The organism is Haloferula sargassicola (assembly GCF_040362925.1).
Taxonomy (GTDB): Bacteria; Verrucomicrobiota; Verrucomicrobiia; order Verrucomicrobiales; family Akkermansiaceae; genus Haloferula; species Haloferula sargassicola.
In genome coordinates this window covers 22,304-44,719 of the sequence record NZ_BAABRI010000003.1, presented here as the reverse complement: position 1 = coordinate 44,719, position 22,416 = coordinate 22,304, and the positions used below count along the sequence as shown (strand labels likewise).

Sequence of the window (22,416 nt, the reverse complement as noted above, 5' to 3'; positions counted from 1 at the left end):
TTTTACTTCTGGCACATCAAGCAAGCCACCCCTGCTCGACCCGTTTGAATCCCGAAAATGGACGCCAATTTCCCATCACTTTTCGGCGCAATCTCACGAATCCCTGCTTCAAGCACGCGCTCACGTTCTTCAGGATCTAAGAGCGAACTGAGCGGGGCGCCCTCCATCCATGTGAATTGTTTATTGGGATCAGCGGGGTCGATGGTTTCGTAGCCCATCGCCTCCTCAAAGTACTTGGGGTAGTGCTCAAGAAGCTTCGCCCACTCGAACGGGGTCTGGAAGAAGCAGAAGGTGCAGCCCGAATTGGTCCGCCCCCAATTCATGAAGGTCGGAAGCCCGAGTCCGCTGTCCTCAAGGATTTTGATGACGCCGTCGTAATCGATTCCTGCCTCCTTGAGCGGGTAGCGGGTCTTGATGTTCGGTTTCCGGCTGATGTAGCCGACTCGATCCTCATCGGCCCGGAGTCCGACGTAGCTGACAACATTGTCGTTTCCGACATGGGCCTCGAAGGGCTTCAGCTTCAGGTATTTCGTGCACCAGCGATTCTGAGGCGAGGGCAAGTAGCCATTGAAGAGCTTGTGCCAGTGATCGAAGCCCGCCTTCGCGTTCAGGCGGATGATCTTCGAACCCAGCTCCGCTTCGAGCCGGGCGAGGTATTCGTAGGTTTCCGGCAACTCCTTCTGCGTGTCGCAGAACACGTATTCCATGCCGTCGTGCCGGAAGTGTTCCAGGCCTTTCACACGGCCTGCCATCAACAAGGCCAATGCCGAGCTGTCTTTCCCGCCAGACACGTTCAGGACATGTCGGACCGGTCTTTCATCGGCAAAAGTTGGAGTGGCTACGGTCACGTGTTCAATCCTTTCACTAGAGGGACAACCTTCGGTTTCCGGTACAGGTAGTTAATAAACTCTGACTTGTCATTCTCTTTCCGTGGAGCATTCGACCACACTTCCAATTCCTCAAGCCCAAGCTTCCCAGCCAGAAGGCCATCTAGAAATACTTGATCGTAGTAGTGGAAGCACCGTGAGTCTTTTCTGGAAGAACCAGGAGCCTCCTTAAAGGACGCGTAGAACACGCCCCCGGGCTTCAAGGCTCGAACCAACCGCTCGATGGAGACTTGGATCAGGTCCCTTCCCACATGGAGAAGCGACGCGCATGCCCAGACGGCGTCAAACTCCTCGCAGAAGCTGAGGTCTCGGAACTCGTTCTCAACGCAATAGGCAAAAGGATACTCGTTGCACAGATCCACCATTCCTTTTGAGGCATCGAAAGAAACCACTCGGTACCCATGCTGAATGAAGTAGCGGGTATCACGCCCAACACCACAACCAGCATCAAGAATCAGGGCACCTCTAGGCAGTCCGGCACCGCGAAACTTCTCGTAGATTTCCTCGAGGTTTAGGAACGCGGTCTGACGAAAATAGTCCGATGAATTCCTTGTGTAGAAGTCCACAGTGGGCGCATCAGCACAGCTCTGCTTTCGCCTCACCCGCTTCTCGTTGGGATCAATTCTTCGAAAGTCGTCCTGCAAGCGTCTGATTTCCGTTTCGAGGGCTCCATCGACTTCGAGTGGGAAAACCAGCTTCTCTGCTAGGTCGGGGATTCCATCCAACTTGTGCTCCGAGGCCAGAATCAATGTGCGAACATGGGCCCCGAGCTTTCCCATCAGTTCGGAAAATGCGGGGTTCGTCTGCGCAGAACTTGACGATTCGATGAGCTTCAATTGCTTCTTCCCGACATTTATGATTTCCGCGAGCAAGCTCTGATCGTGAGCCACAAGTTGGCTGCCGGACGCCAAGTAGCGGAGCGTCCGAAAGAACTCTTTCTCGCCGGTGCTTTCCCACTTCTTCTTGAGATCGTCTCTGATCCCGGCCGCGAAAATGTGATAAAGGTGTCTCGACTCTCCTCGAAGGACCTTCATCGGCAGAAGAAAATCGTTTAACGTTTTGGAAATCTGATCCCGCGATGGACGCGTTAGCTGCTCTTTCAGCGCTAACGCTTGGTTTCTGCCATCGACCCAGACCTTCAACGCCGTGACCAGAGCTATTAGAGCACCAGATGCTACCGGCCATGCCAGCCAGCCGACGCTTGCCGGCTGCGCAGGATTCGCAACTGCTAGAATCACTGGATTCAAGATTATCATCTATTCGTCAGCATTGGGCAGAGCGTTCCAGAGAAGACGTGCAACCACAGCGAGTGAAGTCTCGCTGTCCTCCGGAAGCAGCTTTTTGAGTTTTCCCAACAGTCTCTCCGCATCTCGGGACTGCTCCGGCGTGAGGCTCACGACAAGATCCTTTTCCACTCCATTGCGCAGAGTAACCGCGACTCGAATCGCCGTTTCCGGCAGGCTACCGTCCTTGAGAAAGCAGGTGGCCAGCACCCGCTCGAACTGACGGGCGAAAGTTTCGATGCGTTCGCAGAAGACCATTTCGTCCCGATCCTTCCAGCGACTTGGGGGGCAACGGGTGAGCAGACTGCCGAGAGCTTCGAGCCATTCCGCTTCGGGATTCTCGGCATCGGTGAGCTTCAGGCAGAAAGCCCGGAACTCCGGATCGCCAAGACCCATCGCTACCGTCTCCGCGGACTCGGCGATCGATTGGCGCCAGCTATCCAGCGGGCCCTCGTGGCGGAACGACTCGAGGATGGCGGTGGCCATGCGGCCCTGAAGTTCGGGGAAGCAGCGGCGGAGTTCCGTGATCGACTCTCCGAGCTTTTTTGCGAGAGCGACGGCATCGAGCTTGCCCCTGGCTTTCGGATCGAAGCCGAGAGCCTTCGGGATTTCGTGGAAGACGAGGTCGGCAGGCTCCCGCGCGGCCTCGATGGCCTTGCGTAGCGTGAGGGTTTCCGGCGAGAGCTTGTCGGTCTGCCGGGCATAGTCCTGGAGTCCGGAGACAAACAGATAGAGCGGCCGGACAATCGAGAGGAGCTGTGAGGATTCCGCGCGGTCGGCCTCAACCACGGCGGCCAGCTCGGAGATGAGCGTCTTCCGCACACCTTGAATGCGGCAGAGCTGGAACTCGAAGGTTTCCCAGCGGCGCGCGAAGCGCATCATGAGGTTCTCCTCCACCTCCGGCTGGAAGACGTTGTCCTCGTAAACGGCGATCTCCGTTTCGTGGACGATGAAGACCGCGAGGAGCAGGATGGGGATGAGTCCGTCGCGGACACCATAGGGCTCCGAGCGCAGCATCTCGTAGAGTTCCGCCACCGGCACGCGGCGATCGGGGACTTCCTCCAGCTTCGCGAGGACGGCATCGAGAGCAGGCCGCAGGTGAAGCGGGTCGTCGTCCACAGGCGGAAATTCTATCGACCACTTTCCTTTCCGCTCGCGATGCAAGCCACCGGCGGCGAGGACAGAGAGATACATCGATTTCTCCGGCGGGTAACGGTCTTCGGGGAGGCCTAGAGACTCGTGACCTGCATCCTTGAGCATGCCCTCGAAAAGAAGCTGACGAGCTCTGGCTGCGGCGGTGCTGATCGCGTTGCGGTTGACCAGTTCGTTCCGGACCTGCGGGGCGAGGTGGAAAAGGTCATCGCAAAGGCTGGAGAGATACTCCTGAAGGGATTTCTCCCGCTTTTTGAGCGGGGCGGCTTCCTTGCCCTGGTGATACCAAGCGACTCCGGCACCGGTGCTGGAGGGATCGGTCCCACGGAATCCGACGTATTCCTGGATGCGCTGCTCCAGCGCCTGGGTCGCAGCCGTGATCTGCCGGTCCACTTCCTCCGCGGCAAAGCGATCGTCCTTCAGCTCCGGCGTGGAGCGTTCAACCCAATGCCAGCGCTCAAGATTGAGCGAGTAGCTTGCGAGGGATTCTAATGCGGGGCTGATGGCGATGAGAAGACGACGATCGTCGTTCAGCCGGCGGGCAGCCTTCTCCGCCTCGGCACGCTCGGCAGCCGATTCGCAGAGAATGACGGCGATCATGCCATCGGCGGGGAATGAGGCCTGGAGTTCGGTGTTTGCTTTGGCAAACTCCGATGCGGTCAGGAATCGGACATCGAAGTGTCGGAGATTGCCGGTCTGGATGTAGTGGCGACGGGCCACCACGGGGCGGGCGTCTAACCGGTCCTGCACCACCGAGGCAATAGGAGCGCCGTGGGCGACCGTCTCGGTCGCCGCGATGAAGCGTTGCTCCAGATTGACGCTGGCGTGGGGCCACAGCGAGTAACCGTAGAGTTGACCCCGGTTGAACAGGATACCCCGCTGGCAGAGCCTGAGCAGACGCTTCTCAAGGTCGGAAGGATGACCGAGAGCGAGCGAGACGATGTCGAGGGTCGGCGGCAGATCCGGTTCCTGGAGCACATTCAGGATGCCGACGGTCTTGAGGATCCGCCGGGTGTCGTCGTCTTCTTCCGCCGCTCCACGTACGACGGCATCGATGTGGTTCCAGTGACTTTTGAAGTTCTGACTCAGCCGGTGGGAGAAATTGTAGGCGGCGAAGTCGTAGAATTCGGCCAAACGGAAGAGCGAATCGGCAGAGGCCGACCGCTCGGCGAAGTCCTTGAGAGCAAAAGGTTCTGCCGAAAGCAGGAAGCTGAAGAGCGACCGCTCGTTCTGGCCGAAACGGCGGAAGAACTTCGAGAGAACCGGAATGACAGTCGGATGAAGCGGATAGAGGGTTGGAGCCAGTTGGCCGAGTTCCGTTTTGCCAGGCGCGGGACCGAACATGCCGAGGTCGATGGCAGAGGCCATGGCTTCCTTCGCCGCGGTCTTCCACCCCTTCAGTTCCTTAGCATCGGGGTTCGCGCCTATTGCAGCCGACACGAGTGCGGTGTCTTGATTTAGGCGTTGGGCAAAGTGTATTTGGCTAAAGCGCTCGCCCACCTTTGCCCACTCACGTTGGGCCGTGATCGAGAGCTTTTCGGCATACTCGGCGATGCCTTGGTGCAGAAGGCCTACGAGGTGGATGGGAGCCGCCTGACTCCGCGATGCGGCTTCGGCGAGCGATTGCAGGAAGAAGACATCCTGAGCGTCGGGATTGAGCGCGGCAAATTCGAGGAACTTGCCGAGTTCGTCGATGATCAGGAGCAGACCCCCGTGCGAGCCACCGTTCACCAGTTCCGCTGCGGCTTGTTCCACGAGTCCCACCACGTTCCGGTCCTGGAAGCCACCCTTGGAAAGCAGCGCCGAGGCCTTGTTCCGGACGGTGGACTTTTTCTTCGCGGGAATGGCGCTCTCCAATGCGGAAACCAAACCTCGCAGGACGGCGAGCGACATCGCTTCGCGCGATCCGGTGACGAGAACCGGCAGAAACCGCGGTGCCTTCGGACGCAAGCCGAGAACCGAGCCGAGTTCCTTGAGCGAATCGGGGACCTCCGACGCTTGTCGGCCCATCAGGGTGGCGAGCACGAGGGCGAAACTGGATTTTCCCGAGCCGAAATCACCAGTGATGTGCCAAGCACGTTGCCCGGACTCCTTTCGAAGGCCATCGGCGATCAACTTCAGGTGCGCCGCCGCATCCGTCGTCGTGACGTAGCCCTCAAGGGACCGCGCATCGGCGAAATCACGCTCCAGATTCACGGAGCGCATGAAGCGCGGACTGACGTTCAACAGGTCGCGGACAAGGGTCATGACTCGGCGGGCGCGTAAATGAACTTGAGGAGGTCTTCTTCCGTGAGGTCGCCCTGGATGACGACCTGCTGCATCGAGGAGGATTCCACGAAGGAGAGCGCTCCTTCCGTGGAGGACGCCAATCCATCGAGGAGCGGTCGCACGGCGAGCTCCGGAAGCTTGAAGATTTGCCCGGGGCTACCCTCGGCGGAGGACACGAAGCGGAAGCCGAGCGAGTCTTGATCCTTGAAGGGGCTGTTCCGCCAATAATCCCAGATGCAGTAGGCGAGCAGTTCGGTGCTAATTCCGGGTTTCGGCCCCATGACGAAGCCGTAGAGCGGTTCGCGGGTTTGAGCGTCCTTGAGTCGTTCGCCTACTTTCTGGAGCAGTCCGAGTTCTACCAGCGGGCAGTCGAGGTTGTCCTCGGCGATTTCTCCTTTCCGCCCACGGGTTGGGAGATACGAGTTCACGAAGACGCGGAAGCCATCGGCAAAGGTGCGCTCCGATTTGACGGTCTCGTCTGTCCGCAGGCCTCGAACGAGGAACGGCAGCACCTCCGATTCGCAGAACTCGGCGCGCTGCCAGTGGTTGAGCATCTGCTCCCAGTGGAAGAGCGGGCGTTTCGGATTTGTGGCGAGTTTCCAATGAAGGAGCCAGAGGGTCTCAATGCGCTGGAGGAATTCGTCGTAGCCATCATGACCGAGGATCAACCGGCCGAACTCGGTCGCACCATGACCGCCTCCCTCAACGTCTTCGATCACGCCAGTGCATTCCGCCCAGAACTTGGCGGAGCGCACCATGTTCTTCCCCACGCCCAACTTCACCATAGCTTCGTCCTCGTTCTTGAAGAGGAGGGGCGTCGATTCCAGTTCCCGCACCACCTTGGGAAGCCAGGCGTAGCGACAGACGAAGGTTTCGTGGCCAGTGAAGCGGCGTTGGGCAGTGGCGGCAGGAGGCATTTTGTGGGCTAGCGGAGGGTGAGGAAGAGAAAGCCAGACGTCGAGTCAGACCTGCAAACCGTAGTCCGGCCTCCGCGTTTCGCGGCCTTTGTTCGGTCTCACGCACGAATCCCATGCTTCCCCGCATGCCATGCAAGACAGTCAGGAGACGGGCGGAGCCGGGAGTGATCGTGGAAATGCAGCGCTTTCCCCTCGGCGGCGAGCAGCGAGCGGCCGTGGGGCGAGCTTTCGGTGAAGCGAACCGCGAATCTGCGCGAATGGGCACGAATTTTTGAAGCATGGCGATGTTGTCTCTTCACCGAGTCGGCCGATCGCCCCGTCTATCGGAACGCAGGGACCTCGGGTCATTGCCGGTGCACCCTCGCCGCGTATCCCGTGATCTGAAGATTGCCATCGCCATCGGGAGCGAGGATCGCCGCGTAATCGATGCTGCCCTTCGAAGGCTTACCGTCGATGATGAGATGAAAAGCGGTGCGATAGTTCACGCCCAGCCGACCATCGGCCCGCGTAACCACCGCAGCCGGGTCGGTGACCTGATTCACGATGACCTTGGTCCGGAGAGCGCTATCCTTCTTGTCGGCCGCAATCTGGCCGCGGGTGAATGATTTCCCGAAGTAGTCGGCTGTCGGGGCGAAGCAGCCGGCGCAGCCAGCCCATTTCCCGGAGCGCTCGAGGCTTCGCTCGAGCGCAAGAAGGAACGCGACCCTGTCCATTGCGGTCAAACTGCTGCTGCGCTGCCCTTTCCAGATCGCGACCGGTCCCTTGGTGACGGAGGTCTCGACCGTCACGGGAGCGCCCCACGCCTCGGAGTCGATGCGGTAAATCAGGTTTCCCGAAGAGCTGAAACCGAGCAGTTCAACGGTTTGATGGGGGTCGAAGGTGCCGGCCCCTTCCCAGCCCGCAAGGGTGATAAAATCCTCGAGGACACCCAAGTCCTGAGGGACGGCGATCCACGCACCGCGCTTGAGGATGCGCACGTGGAGCTGATCTCCGATGTGGCGGGCCGAGCTGATTCCGGCGGCGTAGGGGAAACCGACGGCACGGTGGACAGAGCGCAGCCCCATCTGCCCACGAAGGTCTCCCTCATCAGTCCAGAACGGCTGGTCGGATCCCGGAAGGAGAATTCTCGAAATGCCATCCCCCCCGGTTTCGATGGAAAGCTCGCCGTCCGGGACCACACTGGAGGCTATCGGAGGAGGTGCCCCGGAATCGCGCGGCGTGAGGGCGGAGACCGGGATCCAACCGGTGAGGCCGACCTTCACCCAACGATGGGAACCCACCACGCGGGCCGGAGACGAGGGATCGACCCTGAGCCGGGTTCCGGTCGGCACCTTTCCAAGCCGCAGTGCGCCGGCTGCCGGCTGGTCACGCAGGGAAAGGAACGCATCGTCGGGATTGCCGCCGCCGTCCCACACCACCCGCCCGGTAGTCCCCTCGACGGCCAGGTTCACCTCTTGCGAGACGACATTTCCCGCCGCCATCCATCCGCTGACATCGATCTCGATCCATTCCAGAGGTCCTACCAGAATCGGATTCTGATCGGTCCGCTCGACGCGCCCGGCCTCCAGGACGGCGACCAGTTCGCCATTGGGTTGCGAATCGAGCGGGACCGGAGAGCCCGAAAGAACGAGGAATCGAGGTGGGGTGGTGGGCGGGGCGGGTTCGGCCGGCGGATCAGGTTGCACCCCGGGGGCGGGCGAAACCTCCACCGCCAGAGGCTGGGAAGGAGTGGCCTCGCGCTCCACGGAACGGGCTGCCAGCGCTGGAGCCGGAACAGGGGGAGCACCGGTGTTCATGGGGGGAGTCATGACCGATTGCGCCATGGCGGGGGCCGCCGGCTTCGTGGGCCGGAACCATGCCCAGGCTCCGATCAGCAAAGCGACGATCACCGCCGCCGCAGGAATCCACAGCCGTGGTCGAAAAAAGGCGATGCCTGCCGGGGGAATTTCGGGAGCCTCGGGAACTTCGGCAGTCGCCGGAACCGACGGCTGTCTTTCCGGATCGACTTCCGACACGGGAGCCATGAGGGCGGGTGTTGCCGGGGCCGGCAAAGCTGGCGGCCGGGTCACGGCACCGTGATTCTGCCTAGCCTGCGCTGCCAATACCCACGGAGCTGCCGACGGACAAGGCAGCGTCTTGAGGTGAGCCATCGCTGCGGGTAAGGCGTGTGGTCCGTGAATGCGACCTCGATCCCATTGATAGATTCGGTGGGCGAAGGACGCGACATATTGGTTTACGAAAACCTCAGCGCGTTTCCACGAAAGCCACACCAGCGGACAAAGGAGACCCGCCGTGCAGAATACGGCTAAAAGGTAGTGGAAAACTTTTAATGTCTTTATCCTCAACCCGGGATCGGCGGCGATGTAAACCGCCGTTGCTCCGTTACCCACCGGCTCCATGCAAATCCAGAACCGGAAATACCAGACCGGTGTGCCGGTGAGCAGCCCCCTCAAAAACGAGATTCTCCCGTAGAGCCTGCCGTCCGTCATCGAACTCCAGCGCAGATGCCGTTCCTGTTCGCGATCCATCAGGAATGGAATGCTTTTTCCCGTCCGATAGTCCAAATGGCGATAAATCAGGGCCTGTCGCAGTTCGTCAGGGTCGGAATGAATCAGAACATCGCAATGGTATCTCATGGTTGTTCCTTGATTCTGTCAACATCCCAGCATCCGGCGGGTTAGGACAACCCTCTACTGTGTCTTCGCGGGGTTTGCCTAGGGAGCCCGGCGCCCCTCAAAGTTAAAATCAGCGCCGAACCGGGACGGCCGGAGACAGGGAAAGAGACCCAAGACTTCAAGACGCAAGAGCGGAGAGCTGCGCTCCGATTCATCCGAGGAGAAGAGTTGGCCGGGGCTGGAATCGCGAATCAACGCGAATGGGCACGAATTTTTGAGGAGTAGCTGCGGCGCTCTTCTTCAGAACGTGGGTGAAAGGACTTCCACGGCCTCCTTGTGCCATTCGCGTCAATTGGCGTTCATTCGCGGTTGGGGCAAAACCCGCCGAATCGGCCGAATCCGGGTGGCCGGCCGATGATTCCGCTGAAAAACCCGTGCTAGCATGCGTGCGTGAGGAAACCACCCTGCACGCATCTCGAAGCCTTCCGTTCCGGTTCAAGGGACCAAACGGTGGCTTTCGTGCGCCCGGAACGCCGCGTCAGGAAGCGCGTGCTTGACCCGATGAATTGCGGTGATCGTGACGGTGGACGTGGGACGGCCCTCCGCTGGCGGCCAGGGCTCCGGGGCCGGGGCGATGCCGATCTCATGGTCGGCGGTCCTGGGCGTGAATCCTTCCAACCGGCTGATTCGGGGCTGGGAGTGACCCTGAGAAAGGCGGGGCCATTCGTTTTTCTTCCCGGTTTCCAGGTTCGTGGGAGGATGTCGGGCATGTCTTTTTACCACCCGCGCACGCGGCCGCCCCAAAGGTCCGGCGTCTCAAACCCACCCCCGGAACTTCACGGGGCCACTCGATTTCCTTCCGGTGCCCCGACTTTGTAGGACGATGGCTGCCATGATTTGCCACATCCCATCACCCCACCCGTCCGCGCGACCAGGGCGCTCGACCCTACCGATGCGTCCGAGTCCGAGCGCCGCGTCAGGGGGAGCATGGAGACGGCGCGTGGTTCCCGAACAGGCGGTCGAGCGAGGGCGTTCGACCCTACCCGATGCGCCGGAGTCCGAGCGCCGCGTCAGGGCTCATCATGACTGCCATCCACGACCGCAAGAATTGTTCCACAAACCCATGTTCCACGCATGCAGGGTTATTCACACTTACCCCCATTGACCCCGCCCCACGTGTTTCCGTAATGTTCGCCTGATCAACCAATCTCGGTGCATGAAGCACCAGACTCCCGATCGCGGCAGGGATGCATGAAGGACGCCGCCCCAACACGATACTGATATGAAGAAGAGAAGATACCCCGCGCCGCCGGAACGCATCAAGTTGTTCCGCACGGCGTGGGAAGAACTGGCACCCGAAGCGAGTTTCTCCGGCATGACGCTGCAGAAGTTCGTGGAGGACACGCAACCCCTGCTGGACAACGAGGCGGAAATCAAGCGTCTCGAAGCCCTCACGGAGGCCGCGTTGCGGAAGAAGGATGAGCTGGAAACCAAGGCCCGCCGGATCCTTCGGAACGTCGGCCGGGCGGTGAGCAGCGATGCCGGCCACGGAGAGGACAGTCCGCTCTACAGCGCAATGGGCTTCGTGCCCTTCAGCGAACGGAAGAGCGGCCTGACCCGGCGGTCCAAGTCCACCGAGTCGCCCCCTGCTGATCCTCCGGTTGATCCCGGGAACGAAGCTGCCTGATGTCGATCCGCCAAGACTGAGCACCAGGCAGCTCACGGTCCCGATCCGGCTCGGAGTGATTCCGAGCCGTCAACGGTCCGTCGCTCCCCTTGCGGGGGCGGCGGATCTTTTTGCTAGCAAAGAGCCCGCCGGGGAGGAAGTCCAATGACGAGCCGGGGAGCGGGCTGTTTTTTTGCGCCAATGAGCCGTGACCCGTTTTGAGGAGGCGTTCCTTCGAGCCGTGGGGGCGTCACTTCGGATTGAAAAGGAGTCACTTTGAAACGCGAGGGGGTCTCTCGAAAGCGCGGGGGCGTCTCCTTGAATCGCGGGGGCGTCTCATTTCGGCGCGTGGGCGTCTCATTTCAGTGGCGGGGCGTCCCATGGGATCGAAAAGGCGTCTCATTTCGGCGCGTGGGCGTCTCTTCGGTCCTTGGTCTTTGGTCCTTGGCGCCGCGATCAGGTGGACTTGTCGGGCGATCCGAGGGTGCCGTGGCTGACTTCGCCTACGCCCCTGCCGGGGCTCCGATGATCCGGGGACGAGGTTTCCCCGGGGTAAACCCCGGGGCTACAACCCTGCGTCCCGTTGGGACTGGAAGGCCGTGGTCCGTTGTCCTTGGTGCGTTGTCCTTGGTCGGAAGAAGAAAAGACGATGCGGCGCATGGCTCGACCACGGACCACGGACCACGGACCACGGACCACGGACCACGGACCACGGACCACGGACCACGGACCACGGACCACGGACCACGGACCACGGACCACGGACCGGCCGAATGGGCTGGCGGGCGTGTCGGGCGATCAAGCGGATCTGTCGAGCACCCCGATCCGAGGGTGCCGTGGCGGACTTCGCCTACGCCCCTGCCGGGGCTCCGATGATTCGGGGACGGGGTTTCCCCGGGGTGAACCCCGGGGCTACAGCCCTGCGTCCCGTTGGGACTGGAAGGCATTGGTTCCCGGTTCCTGGTTCCTGGTTCTTGGTGCTTCGTCCTTGGTGCTTCGTCCTTGGTGCTTGGTGCTTGGTGCTTGGAGCTGCGCCCTTGGAAGACGACACCTCGCCGCAGGCAATGGGCCGCCGAAGAGGAATCCCCCGCCTCAATGGGCAGCCTCCATGTCTTTGATGGCGGAGCCAAAGGCGGTCTTCGTGCTCCCCTTCGGAAGCCTTGAAACAAATTCACGAAGCCCCTCCTCGTCCGTGCGTTGCCAGGCTTCGGCGATTTTCCTGGCGTAGCCTTGTTCGTTGAAAGCCATGCGGCCGAAGTCGTCCATGTTCCGGATGGAGATCAGGTCGGTGAAGTATTGGGCGGCCGCTTCGGGTTGGGTGCCGGCCCAGTAGTCGCTGAATCGCAGCGAGGCATCCTGCTGGGAGCCTCCCCGCTTCATCGCCTTCAAGCGCGACAGGAGCGCCGGCGCATCCGCATCGGTCCAGGTGTGGAGGAGGGTGTCGAGGAAAGCGTAGAGCTTTTCCATGGTGTTGAGCCGATAGAGGCCCCGCTCGTAGGCGGTGAAGGTCCCTTCGGGATCTTCGAGGGTCAGTCGCCGGGTGGCCGCACGGATTTCCGGCAGGGTGTCGATGTCCCCATCCATCATTTCGAGGACGAGTTGATCGTGATCCATCAGCTCGATCTTGGTCCGGAGGAAGGCGCGGGTCCGGAGGGGACTCCGTTTTTCATCCGCCAACGCTTGGGCGGCGTCCCGCGTGGAAGCCGACAGCAGGTTCGGGGATCCCTGGCGCACGAGGCGACCGAAGGCGGTCTCGGGGCCCGGGGAATCGGCCGAGGGCGCGGGCTTCGCGGCCGAAGAAGGCGGGTCGGAATCGCCGGCTTTCGTGGGTGGTTCCCAGGGCTGGAGAACGGCGAGGCCGACACCGAAGCCAAGGATGGCACATGCCGTGAGGATGAGCCCTTTCGACTTCATGGCTCGGCCCTCCCGGCTAGAGCTTTCTTCATGGTGCTGACATTCGGGCTGTCGGGTTGCTGGGAAAGCCAGGTCGAGGCTCCGGCGGGATCCATTTCGCTCCACCGGAGGATGTAGGCGGTCAGGGTTTCGCTGCCGCTTTCGGACTGCGAAAAGTCGGACGGCAATCGTTCGGCGGACTCCTTGGCGGCGGCGGGATTGCTCCACGCCGCTCCCCTGACCGAGCCTTGGTAAATCAGCGTCTCCTGATGCTCGCCGTCCCCGAGGGCCACCAGCTTGGGCAGGTCTTTCGAGAAATTGACCATGAAGGCCTGCGCGAAGGTGGTGATGTTTTCATCGGTCCAATCCGCGGGAAAGCCGCTTGAAAGGTTCCGGACCGGGTTGGTATCCGGGGCGATCGAGAATCCTCCACTCGTGGTTCCCCACCAGTAGATGGCGTCGTTCCTGGCCCGCGACCTTTCCGCCGGGTCCGCGATGTGATCGGCCACTGCCAGGCCGTCGAAACCGCGGGTTTTGGCGACATCCACGGCGATGGATCGCAGGAGGGGGTTCTTCACCCCGTCATCCGGGTAGGAGGCCACCCAGGTGCCGGCTTCCAACGGCTCGCTGCGGGCCCACAGTTTTGCGACCTTTTCGAACAGCGGCCGATCCGCCTCCGGCCACTCGTCGGCGACCCTGTCGACCAGCCGGGCGGCATCGCGGGGGCGACGCTCGCACTGGTAGTCGAGGAACTGGCTGAGGATCTCCAGATCCTTCCCGGTCCTGCTTTTCAGGAGGAGCGATAGGGCCCGCTGCTCGTCCATATTCAGCCAGGTGAGAAGAACGGCACGGTAGCCCTCCTCCGCAAACTCAGCGGATTTTCCCAATCGCGCGAGCGCCCTTTCGGGATCGACCTCCGCCCAGCGGGCGAAAAGGGCGGCGGCCACCTCCCGATACCAGCCCGTGTGATCGGAAGCGGAGAGCAGCTCCAGCACCTCTTCGAAGCTCTCCGGAGGAGCCATGAACATGAGGCTGCGCAGATGGCTGGCGATCCGGGTGTCCTGCCCGCGGCTCGCCTCATATTTGGCCATCAGTTGGCGGACGAGGTCCACGGAAAAGGCCGGAGTCCGTTGGGAGCCCCGGATCGATGGGCTGACCACGCCCTCCGGGTGGGCGGAGGAAGGAGTCGCGCTGGCGACCGCCCGCTCGAGGGGTGGAGTGGCAAGCTTCCAGCCGTAGGCGGCCATGGCCCCGGCGGCGAAGGTGAGGACGGAGGCGGTTTTCATGGACATGAGGAGGGCAATCTTCCCGAATCCTCCGAGTGAGGCCTGGGAGGATGCTTGAATGGCATTCCGGGCGATGAATTCGACCGCAGCGGTGGGTGGAGCGGCCTCGACCCGGGCCCCGGCAAGCACTGAGGCGAGGAGGGTCACCGTGACGGGCGCTCCGTTTTGGCGCAGGCGTTTGGCGAGCGTGCCGAGGGCCCGGACGCTGCGCTTTTGCCACGCGCCCGCGGTTCCTCCCAGCTGACCGGCGATGGCCTTGAAGGTCTTTCCTTCGAAAAAGTGCAGGGTGAGAACGGTGCGGTCCCGCCGGGACAGGGAATTCAGGGCCTCATCGAGTGCGGGAGCGAGATCGATGGCGGGATCGCGACCCTCCGCCGCGGTCTGGTGATGCTGTTCCGCAGCCCGTTCCTTCATGGTTCGAACGGATCGTTTTTTCCGGATCCTGACGGCTTCGTGGACGACCACGCGGTGAAGCCAGGCTGCCAACACTTCGATCTCGGAGCACCTGGAGGCCTTTCGGGCCAGAATGGTGAACGCTTGTTGGACGGCATCCTCCGCATCCATCCGATGACCCAGAATCCGAAAGGCGGTGGCAAAGGCGAGACCGTGGTGACGGGCGACCAAGGCGGCGAACGCCTCCTGATCTCTTTTGACCGCGAATTCCCTCAGGAGATCACGGTCACACCTGTCCATTCCACTCGCCATTCGAAGGAGAAGAGCGGGTCAACGACGAGAATCGGACAAAAATTTGGGAGATTCTCGCTCTCCGATTTCCTCCCTCCGCTGCCGGAGCCCTGTCTTGCATGCCCGCGCCTTGGCGTTCGTTGGTGCTTGGTGCTTGGTGCTTGGTGCTTGGTGCTTGGTGCTTGGTGCTTGGTGCTTGGTGCTTGGTCCGTGGTCCGTGGTCCGTGGTCCGTGGTCCGTGGTCCGTGGTCGAGAAAGGAGCGGCGTGCCTGGGGCCGCCGACCCTGCGAGCCCGCCCTATTTTACCTCCTACGAACAAGCTCGAACGCTCGCGATGATGGCCCTGGGTCCCTGCTCACTGCTCCCTGTCCCTTGCTGGCGACCACGGACGACGCACCGGGCTGGCGGGCCGGCCGAGTGGGCTGGCGGACCGGCCGAACGAGCTGGCGGACCGGCCGAACGAGCTGGCGGGTCGGCCGAACAAGCTGGCGGGCCGGCCGGGTAGGCTGGCGGACCGGCCGAGTGGGCTGGCGGACCGGCCGGGTAGGCTGGCGGACCGGCCGGGTAGGCTGGCGGGCCGGCCGAACGAGCTGGCGGAGCGGCCGGGTAGGCTGGCGCGCCGGCCGAATGGGCTGGCGGACCTGTCGGGCGATCCGATCCGAGGGTGCCGTGGCGGACTTCGCCTGCGCCCCTGCCGGGGCTCCGGTTAGGCGGGGGTGCGGCGGCCCCCCGGGGTGAACCCCGGGGCTACGGCCCTGCGTCCCGTTGGGACTGGACGTGCTTCGTGCTTCGTGCTTCGTGCTTGGTCCGTAGTCCTTGGTCCGTAGTCCTTGGTCCGTAGTCCGTAGTCCGTAGTCCGTAGTCCTTGGTCCGTAGTCCGTAGTCCGTAGTCCTTGGTCCTTGGTCCTTGGTCCTTGGTCCTTGGTCCGTGGTCCTTGGTCCTTAGCCCTGGTCCTTGCCCTAGCCCCTGGTCCTTGCCCTAGCCCCTGGTCCTTGCCCTAGCCGCTGGTCCTTGCCCTAGCCGCTGGTCCTGGTGCTTGGTCGAGAAAGGAGCGGCGTGCCTGGGGCCGCCGACCCTGCGAGCCCGCCCTATTTTTCCTCCTACGAACAAGCTCGACCGCTCGCGACGATGGCCCTGGGTCCCTGCTCCCTGCTACCTGCTACCTGCTACCTGCTACCGACGCCGGAAACCGAGCCCCAAGGCTCCGGCTCCGAGGACCAGGATGGCGGCCGAGGGTTCCGGGACGGCCGCGGAAAACTCGATGTTGTCCAAGGCGACCACGATGTCATTGCCCGTGGCGGTGAACTCGAATCGGTCGATGTTCCCCCAGTCGGAGCCGGAGAAGGCCAGATTCAATCCATAGGCGGAACCGTCGCCAGGCCCGATGTCGGTGGCGACGATCTCGCTGCCGGTGGAGGCGCCGTAGGTTCCGGCGAACATCAGGTCAACATTCTCGACCCGGGCGACCTCGATGAGCCCGTTGTAACCCGTGATCGTGTAAAGCGTCGGCGGCCCGGCGTTTCCCGTGGCCCAGTCCAGCGAGGTCAGCGCGAAGGTCGTGTTGCCATCCGAAGAGACGGAGAAGGTGTGCACGTTGTGGGTCGTCGTTCCGCTCCATTGCCAATCGCCGATGACGCCGAGCCCGTCGAAATTTCCAAGAGAGGAAGGTGCCAGAAAGCCGGCCACGTCAAAGATCGCGACGCCCCCGGTGCCATCGACGCTGTAGGTGAACCCGTTGAAAGCGAGCGAATCGCTCAGGGGAGACATGTTCATTCCCTCCGAGCCGGAGGAGAAATCCTCGGTGTAGGGAAAAGTGAGTGCCCCTTGGGCAGAGGATGCGACGATGGCGGTGACCGCGAACAGGGCGGCAGGTTTCGGAATTTTCATGATATCAGGGTGATGACCGTTGACTGGTTTCCAAGAACCGAAGGCTCCCGGACGATGCGGCTTCCTGCACGCCAGGAAGTTTATCCCCCACAATCCCGGGCACGGCACCAAGGCGATGTGGCAGACACCTGATGTCAACTGTCGCCAAGGCACCTATCGGGTGATCCCGGCCTTGTCCAGCGTGGGACCGAGATCTGTTGTCGGGGCGCCGGAGCCCTGGCTCCGACCGACCTATCTCGGTGGAGAGCGTTGTCCGTTGTCCGTTGTCCGTGGTCCGTGGTCCGTGGTCCGTGGTCCGTGGTCACTGCTCACTGCTCACTGCTCACTGCTCACTGCTCACTGCTCACTGCTCACTGCTCACTGCTCACTTGGTGATAGGAACAACGAAATGGGCGAAAGAATCGAAATTTGACCACGGAATACACGGAAGGCACGGAAAGGTAGGGTCGACCGCCCTCGCTCGTCCGGCGCGGGGAAACGCCAAGGCATCGCGGGTGATTCGCACCATTCCGGCTGCACGCGTGAAGGGCTTCGCGCGAGGACGGGGCTGGACGCGCGCGGGCCACGGGCCGGTCGAGCGAGGGCGCTCGACCCTACCTCGCCATTTGGTGCTTGGTGCTTCGTCCCTTGCTACCGGCTACCGGCTACCGGCTACCGGCTACCTGCCACCTGCCACCTGCCACCTGCCACCTGCCACCTGCCACCTGCCACCTGCTACCTGCCACCTGCTACCTGCTACCTGCTACCTGCTACCTGCTCCCTGCTCCCTGCTACTCGCTCCCGCTGGTGGTGAGGGGGCGTTCGCGTGTTTTACGGTCCGGATTCGCGAGGTGGCGCGGGGATTGACGCAAGAAATGCGGAGCGCGGTTCGCCTCCGCCGGTCGATGATCCGACCATGCTGGCTTCATCGGCTTTATGGATCGCCTTGGGGATCACCGGGGCCATCGTCCTGGCACATGTGCTGATCTTCATCGTCTTCGTGCGGCCCACGAAGGATGACAAGAGCTCCACCGAGGACTGATCCCGAATCCAGGACACGCAAGCGACGGGGAATGGCTGGCGACGAGCGTTTCAGCCAGCGAGCGGGCGTTTTCACGGTGACCGATCAGGAACCACGGAAAACACGGAAATGGCACGGGCAGCGCTGACCGATTCAGGAACCACGAAATCGGCGAAAGGGACGAAATTTGAAGACGGTAGGGACGACAACCCTCGGTCGACCGCGAGCTACCCCGCAGCTCCGATGTTCCTGTCGGGTTTGGCTGAGGCCGACGCTTGGGAAGACACGGCTCGGAAGGGGACGATCGAACGCGATTCCGGGTGATGTTCGCAGTGCTTCGTTCTTCATTTCGACCGTTTCGTTGTTCCTTCCTTCCTCAGGGCTGCATGGGCGCGGCCGTGGGTGACGGGGGAGAGGCGTCCGCAGGCGGTTCGCGGTCGACCGAGGGCGGTCGACCCTACCTGCATGGAAAACGCGGAAGCGGCACGGGCAGCGCTGACCGATTCAGGAACCACGAAATCGGCGAAAGGGACGAAAAATCTGAAGACGGTAGGGTCGCCCGGGGGCGGTCGGCCCATTCAAGGGTTCCATCCTCTTTCGCGCTGCCAAGGCGCTTCCGCTTTCCGGGGTTTGGAACTTGGAATTTCGGCGGCGGGCTGAACGTAGTTGGGGAGCATGCTGAGAATTCTTGGACTGATGGCGGGGCTGGCGCTGGGGGCGGCGGCGGAGACGGAGCGGGTGTATTTCGGGACCTCGGGCAACGGGGAGGCGAAGGGCATCTACACGGCGGAGTTCGACCCGGAAACGGGCGCGATCTCCGGCCTGAAGCTGGCGGCGGCCGCGCCGAATCCGGGCTTTCTGGTGATGGCGCCGGATGGAAAACACCTCTACGCCACCAGCTCGACGAAGCCGGCCGGGGGCGGTCGCCCGACCGGCGCGGTGGCGGCGTTTTCCGTGCAGGACGACGGGACGCTGGAGGAAATGAACCGCCGGGAGAGCGGCGGCGGGACCTGCTTCGTGACGATCGACCCGTCCGGGCGCTGCCTGCTGTCGGCCAACTACGGCGATGGCTCGGTGGCGAGTTTTCCGGTGGAAAAGGACGGCTCGGTGGGCGAGCGGGCCTCCTATTTCAAGCACGAGGGCTCGAGCGTGAACCCGGACCGGCAGAAAGAGCCGCATGCGCACTCGTTCTATCCGGGACCGGACAACCGCCGGGCCTACGCACCGGACCTGGGGATCGACCGGGTGAAGATCTACGCGCTGGACGTTTCCTCGGGGAAAACCACGGCCGAGGGCGAGGCGAAGACGACGCCGGGATCGGGGCCGCGGCACCTGAAATTCAGCCCCGACGGCAAGCGGGCCTACGTGATGGGCGAGATGAGCCTGACGGTGCTGGTCTACGACCGGGACCCGGAAATGGGCGGCCTGACCCTGGTGCAGGAGGCCGGGGTGCTGGCGGAGGGTGCGGATGGCGGGGGCATGACCTGCTCGGAGATCCTCATCAGCCCGGACGGGCGCTTCGTTTACACGGCGAACCGCGACGTGGCGGGAAAAGGCCGGGACTCGGTGACGACCTTCGCGGTGGGCGATGACGGCCGCCTTTCCCGCAAGGCGGAGGTGCCGGCCGAGGTGGTGATCCCGCGCAACATCCAGCTCAGCCCGGATGGCAAATGGCTGCTGGTGGCCGGCCAGCAATCGGGCGGCGTGCCGGTGTTCCGGATCGGCGACGATGGCACGCCGGCCTATGCCGGGCATCGCGCGGAGGTGCCGCAAGCGATGTGCATCGTGTTCGCGCCGTGAGCTTGAAAAGGCCGTCCCGCACGGGCGAGACGGCCCCCGGAAACCGGTTCAAGGGATGACGACGCCCTGCCCGCCGACGCGGAGGCAGCGGCCGCCGCGGGTGTGGGCGAAGTGCTCGGCCTCCTCGTAGGTGGCGAACCAGTGGTTCGGGTAGCCGGCCTCGCGGACGATCAGGTCGAAGGCCTCCAGCTGGTCCGGCGGAAGCCCGGCGAGCGTGCGGCGGAAGCCCGGCCAATCGCCATGACCCGCCTCGAGGGCGAGCAGCTGCAGCAGGTGCTTCCGCTGGATGATCGCGCGCTGCGCGAACAGGCTGGAAAGCGAATGCCCGCGCACGACGCCGCTTTTCAGCAGGCGACGCAGGACGGGCAGGGACTCGGCGGGCGAGCCGCTGCGGGCGGCCCGATGGAGGCGTTTTCCCAGATAAAGCATCCGGGTGACGGAGGCGGGCCTGGCGTTGCCAGGCGACGGACGGTGTTTGCTCATGTGCATACCTTTCTCGTGAGATCGGCCCGCTCGCTCATGGCCGGAGGTGGAGGTATGCAAGCGCTCGGCCTGCGGATGGATGGCGGATGCGGAGGTGCTTTCGCGAGGCGGGCCGTCCGTCGGCCCGCGCCCGCTATGGCATGGGGAGGCGGCGGGGAAAAGGAAAACCCGCCTCGGGTGGGCCGGCCGTCAGCGCGCCTCGGGCGGGGTGACCTGCGGCCAGCCGTCGCCCGACCATTCGAGGGACATCACGCCGAGGGTCGCCTCGCCCGCCATGCGGTCGTCGGCCTCGAAGTGGCAGCTGAACCATTCCTTGCCGTCCTTTTCGATGATCCCGGCGTGGCCGGGCCCGGTGAGCGGGCCGTTCTCGATGCCGAGCACCAGGGTGCCGCCGCCTTCGAGCAGCGGCTTGCCATCGCGATCGACGTACGGGCCCTCGACCCGGTCGCTGCGGCCGACGGTGATGTAGTAGGTGCTCTGGTCGCCGCGGCAGCAGTCGCCGCGGTTGACGAAGAGGTAGTAGCGATCGCCGTGCTGGTGAAGGTAGGGCGCCTCGATCGACTTGCCGGCGGCGATGGGGATCAGCGGCGCGGCGGGGTGGAGGCGCTTGCCGGTGGCGGGGTCGAGCTCGACCAGCTTGAGCCCGCTCCACTGGGAGCCGAAGGCCAGCCACAGGCGTCCGTCACGGGCGTGGAAAATGGCGGGGTCGATGGTGTTGAAATCGCCGCCCTCGCGGGAGCGGACGACCTCGCCGCGGTCGGTCCACTGGAAGTCGGGATCGGCCGGATCCAGCGTGGGCGTGGTAGCCAAACCGATGGCGGAATCCATTTTCCCGAAGCTGGAGACCGAGTAGTAGAGCAGCCAGCGGTCGCCGACCTTCATCACGTCGGGCGCCCAGTAGGTGCCGCGGTTTTCCGGCACGGCGGCGGCGATCCATGGCGGAGGCTCGTCGAGCACGGCGGGGCCGGGCTGCCAGGTGACGAGGTCTTTCGAGTGCAGCGAGCGGACGCCCCTTCCGGTATAGAAGCACCACCAGGTGTCATCCTCGCGGACCAGCGTGGAGGGATCGCGGGCGGTGACGCCGCGGCTGGCGGCCTGGGCGAGCGGCCCGCCCGGTTCGGTGTCGGCGGAAACGGAGGCCGTGGAGGCGAGGGCGATGGTCAGCAGGAAAGCACGGAGTCTCATGGGCAGGGGTCCTACGGGGGCGAGCGGGCCGATCCTTCGGCGGCAGGTGGTGGGGATGGGAACCGCGGAAACCATCGCTCGCCTCCGACCGCGGGGCACCCTGCGAAAAAAGTTAGGAAACCGATGAGCGACAAAGCTGTCACGCGATGGGTGGAGCGCGATTCAGGCTGAACGACTTGAATCGTGGGCAACCGCCGGATGCCGCGGCAAGACCGCTTTCCTCGTGACAGGCGGGGATCTGTTAGGCATGCAAACTGCGGCACTTCCCGATCCGATGACCGCTGCCCCCCCCCAACCTCGCTACACCCGATCCCGTGGACCGTGGGCATGGCTGCGCTCGCTCCGGCGGAAGATCCGTCGCCTCTTCCTGCCCAAGTGGCGGCGGGACTACGAGCGGATGCGGAAATGAGGAGCCCGGAGCGGAAAGGATCCCCCGCCCCCTCACCGGCTTCCGTCCTTTCCGTGAATCCCGGGGTCCCCCACATCGCGCTGATGCTGTGCGAATTGGGATTTGATCTTTGAGGGGTCGCCCATTGCACTCCGGGGCGTGATCCACCCGACGGCCCTCGTTTCCGAAAACGCCCAGCTCGGCGACAACGTCCACATCGGCCCGTTCTGCGTGGTCGGGGAAAACGTCCGGCTGGGCGATGGCTGCCGGCTGCACTCCCACGTGGTGATCGAGGGCCACACGACCATCGGCCGCGACAACGAGTTCTTCCCCTTCGCCGCGATCGGCGGGAAAACGCAGGACCTGAAGTACGCCGGCGAGCCAACCGCGCTGATCATCGGCGACCGCAACGTGTTCCGCGAGAACACCACCGTCCACCGCGGCACCTTCGACCACACGCCGACCCGCATCGGCCATGACAACCTGTTCCTCTGCTACGCGCACATCGCCCACGAGTGCCAGGTGGGCAACCACGTGATCCTCTCCAACAACGGCACCCTGGCCGGCCACGTGACGGTCGAGGACCACGCCATCGTGTCCGGGCTCACGGCGATCCACCAGTTCTGCCGCGTGGGCTGCCACTCGATCATCGGCGGCTGCTCGCGGATCATCCAGGACATCGCGCCCTACACGGTGGTCGAGGGCAACCCGGCGACCACCCGCGCCATCAACCAGGTCGGGCTTTCCCGCCGCGGCTTCACCGAGGACGACCTGAAGGCGCTGCGCAGCGCCTACAAGCGGCTGTTCCTGAAAAAGGACGCCAACCTCGGCCTGGCGATCTCCTCGCTCAAGGCGGAGTCGACCGCCAACAACGCCCATGTGAAGCACCTCATCGCCTTCATTGAGGGATCGCAGCGCGGAGTAACGCGGTAGAAGCTTGGAGCGCCGATTATGAAATCGGCATCGCCTCGGCATGAGAGCTTGGAGATTCTCGATAGAAGGCTCCGGAGTTTTCTGACGA

14 protein-coding genes are annotated in these 22,416 nt (G+C 63.3%); 4 read left to right on the top strand and 10 right to left on the bottom strand.

Going from position 1 to position 22,416, the window contains the following annotated elements:
* Positions 1–2: 2 nt before the first annotated feature.
* From ABXH26_RS03030 to ABXH26_RS03010, 5 genes are all read right to left on the bottom strand, one after another.
* Positions 3–848 carry a phosphoadenosine phosphosulfate reductase domain-containing protein gene (locus ABXH26_RS03030; protein ID WP_353565555.1) on the bottom strand — a complete coding sequence of 282 codons (846 nt, stop codon included), beginning with the start codon at positions 846–848 and terminating at the stop codon, positions 3–5.
* Positions 845–2,125, bottom strand: a complete 1,281-nt coding sequence (locus tag ABXH26_RS03025) for a class I SAM-dependent methyltransferase (protein WP_353565730.1) — start codon at positions 2,123–2,125, stop codon at positions 845–847. The genes ABXH26_RS03030 and ABXH26_RS03025 overlap by 4 nt, the downstream gene beginning before the upstream one ends.
* A gap of 18 nt (positions 2,126–2,143) precedes the next feature.
* Entirely contained in the window at positions 2,144–5,569 is a 3,426-nt protein-coding gene (locus tag ABXH26_RS03020) for a hypothetical protein (protein WP_353565554.1), read from the bottom strand.
* Positions 5,566–6,507 (bottom strand): DUF4007 family protein, encoded by a 942-nt coding sequence (locus tag ABXH26_RS03015; RefSeq protein WP_353565553.1) that lies wholly within the window; start codon positions 6,505–6,507, stop codon positions 5,566–5,568. Before ABXH26_RS03015 ends, ABXH26_RS03020 begins: the two co-directional genes overlap by 4 nt.
* Positions 6,508–6,851: 344 nt before the next feature.
* Complete coding sequence (locus ABXH26_RS03010) at positions 6,852–9,143, bottom strand: hypothetical protein (RefSeq protein WP_353565552.1); 2,292 nt, start codon at positions 9,141–9,143, stop codon at positions 6,852–6,854.
* 1,261 nt (positions 9,144–10,404) lie between these two features.
* On the opposite strand from ABXH26_RS03010, the gene ABXH26_RS03005 reads away from it, so the two are divergent.
* Positions 10,405–10,809, top strand: a complete 405-nt coding sequence (locus tag ABXH26_RS03005; protein ID WP_353565551.1) for a hypothetical protein — start codon at positions 10,405–10,407, stop codon at positions 10,807–10,809.
* Between the two features lie 1,071 nt (positions 10,810–11,880).
* On the opposite strand, the gene ABXH26_RS03000 is transcribed toward ABXH26_RS03005, so the two are convergent.
* The 3 genes from ABXH26_RS03000 to ABXH26_RS02990 all read right to left on the bottom strand — a co-directional run bounded on the left by ABXH26_RS03000 (position 11,881) and on the right by ABXH26_RS02990 (position 16,539).
* Complete coding sequence (locus tag ABXH26_RS03000) at positions 11,881–12,702, bottom strand: hypothetical protein (RefSeq protein WP_353565550.1); 822 nt, start codon at positions 12,700–12,702, stop codon at positions 11,881–11,883.
* Complete coding sequence (locus tag ABXH26_RS02995) at positions 12,699–14,660, bottom strand: RNA polymerase sigma factor (RefSeq protein ID WP_353565549.1); 1,962 nt, start codon at positions 14,658–14,660, stop codon at positions 12,699–12,701. Before ABXH26_RS02995 ends, ABXH26_RS03000 begins: the two co-directional genes overlap by 4 nt.
* A 1,165-nt stretch (positions 14,661–15,825) precedes the next feature.
* Positions 15,826–16,539, bottom strand: a complete 714-nt coding sequence (locus ABXH26_RS02990; RefSeq protein ID WP_353565548.1) for a PEP-CTERM sorting domain-containing protein — start codon at positions 16,537–16,539, stop codon at positions 15,826–15,828.
* 895 nt (positions 16,540–17,434) lie between these two features.
* Here ABXH26_RS02990 and ABXH26_RS02985 point away from each other — a divergent pair.
* Complete coding sequence (locus ABXH26_RS02985; RefSeq protein WP_353565547.1) at positions 17,435–17,560, top strand: hypothetical protein; 126 nt, start codon at positions 17,435–17,437, stop codon at positions 17,558–17,560.
* A 654-nt stretch (positions 17,561–18,214) separates the two neighbouring features.
* Positions 18,215–19,339 carry a lactonase family protein gene (locus ABXH26_RS02980; RefSeq protein WP_353565546.1) on the top strand — a complete coding sequence of 375 codons (1,125 nt, stop codon included), beginning with the start codon at positions 18,215–18,217 and terminating at the stop codon, positions 19,337–19,339.
* Between the two features lie 48 nt (positions 19,340–19,387).
* Here ABXH26_RS02980 and ABXH26_RS02975 read toward each other — a convergent pair whose 3' ends face one another.
* Complete coding sequence (locus tag ABXH26_RS02975; RefSeq protein ID WP_353565545.1) at positions 19,388–19,822, bottom strand: hypothetical protein; 435 nt, start codon at positions 19,820–19,822, stop codon at positions 19,388–19,390.
* A gap of 189 nt (positions 19,823–20,011) precedes the next feature.
* On the bottom strand, positions 20,012–21,007 hold the full coding sequence (locus ABXH26_RS02970) for an arabinan endo-1,5-alpha-L-arabinosidase (RefSeq protein WP_353565544.1): 996 nt from the start codon (positions 21,005–21,007) through the stop codon (positions 20,012–20,014).
* 547 nt (positions 21,008–21,554) lie between these two features.
* Between ABXH26_RS02970 and lpxA the strand changes: the two genes are divergently transcribed.
* Positions 21,555–22,328 carry an acyl-ACP--UDP-N-acetylglucosamine O-acyltransferase gene (lpxA, locus tag ABXH26_RS02965; RefSeq protein ID WP_353565543.1) on the top strand — a complete coding sequence of 258 codons (774 nt, stop codon included), beginning with the start codon at positions 21,555–21,557 and terminating at the stop codon, positions 22,326–22,328.
* The last annotated feature ends 88 nt before the right edge of the window (positions 22,329–22,416 follow it).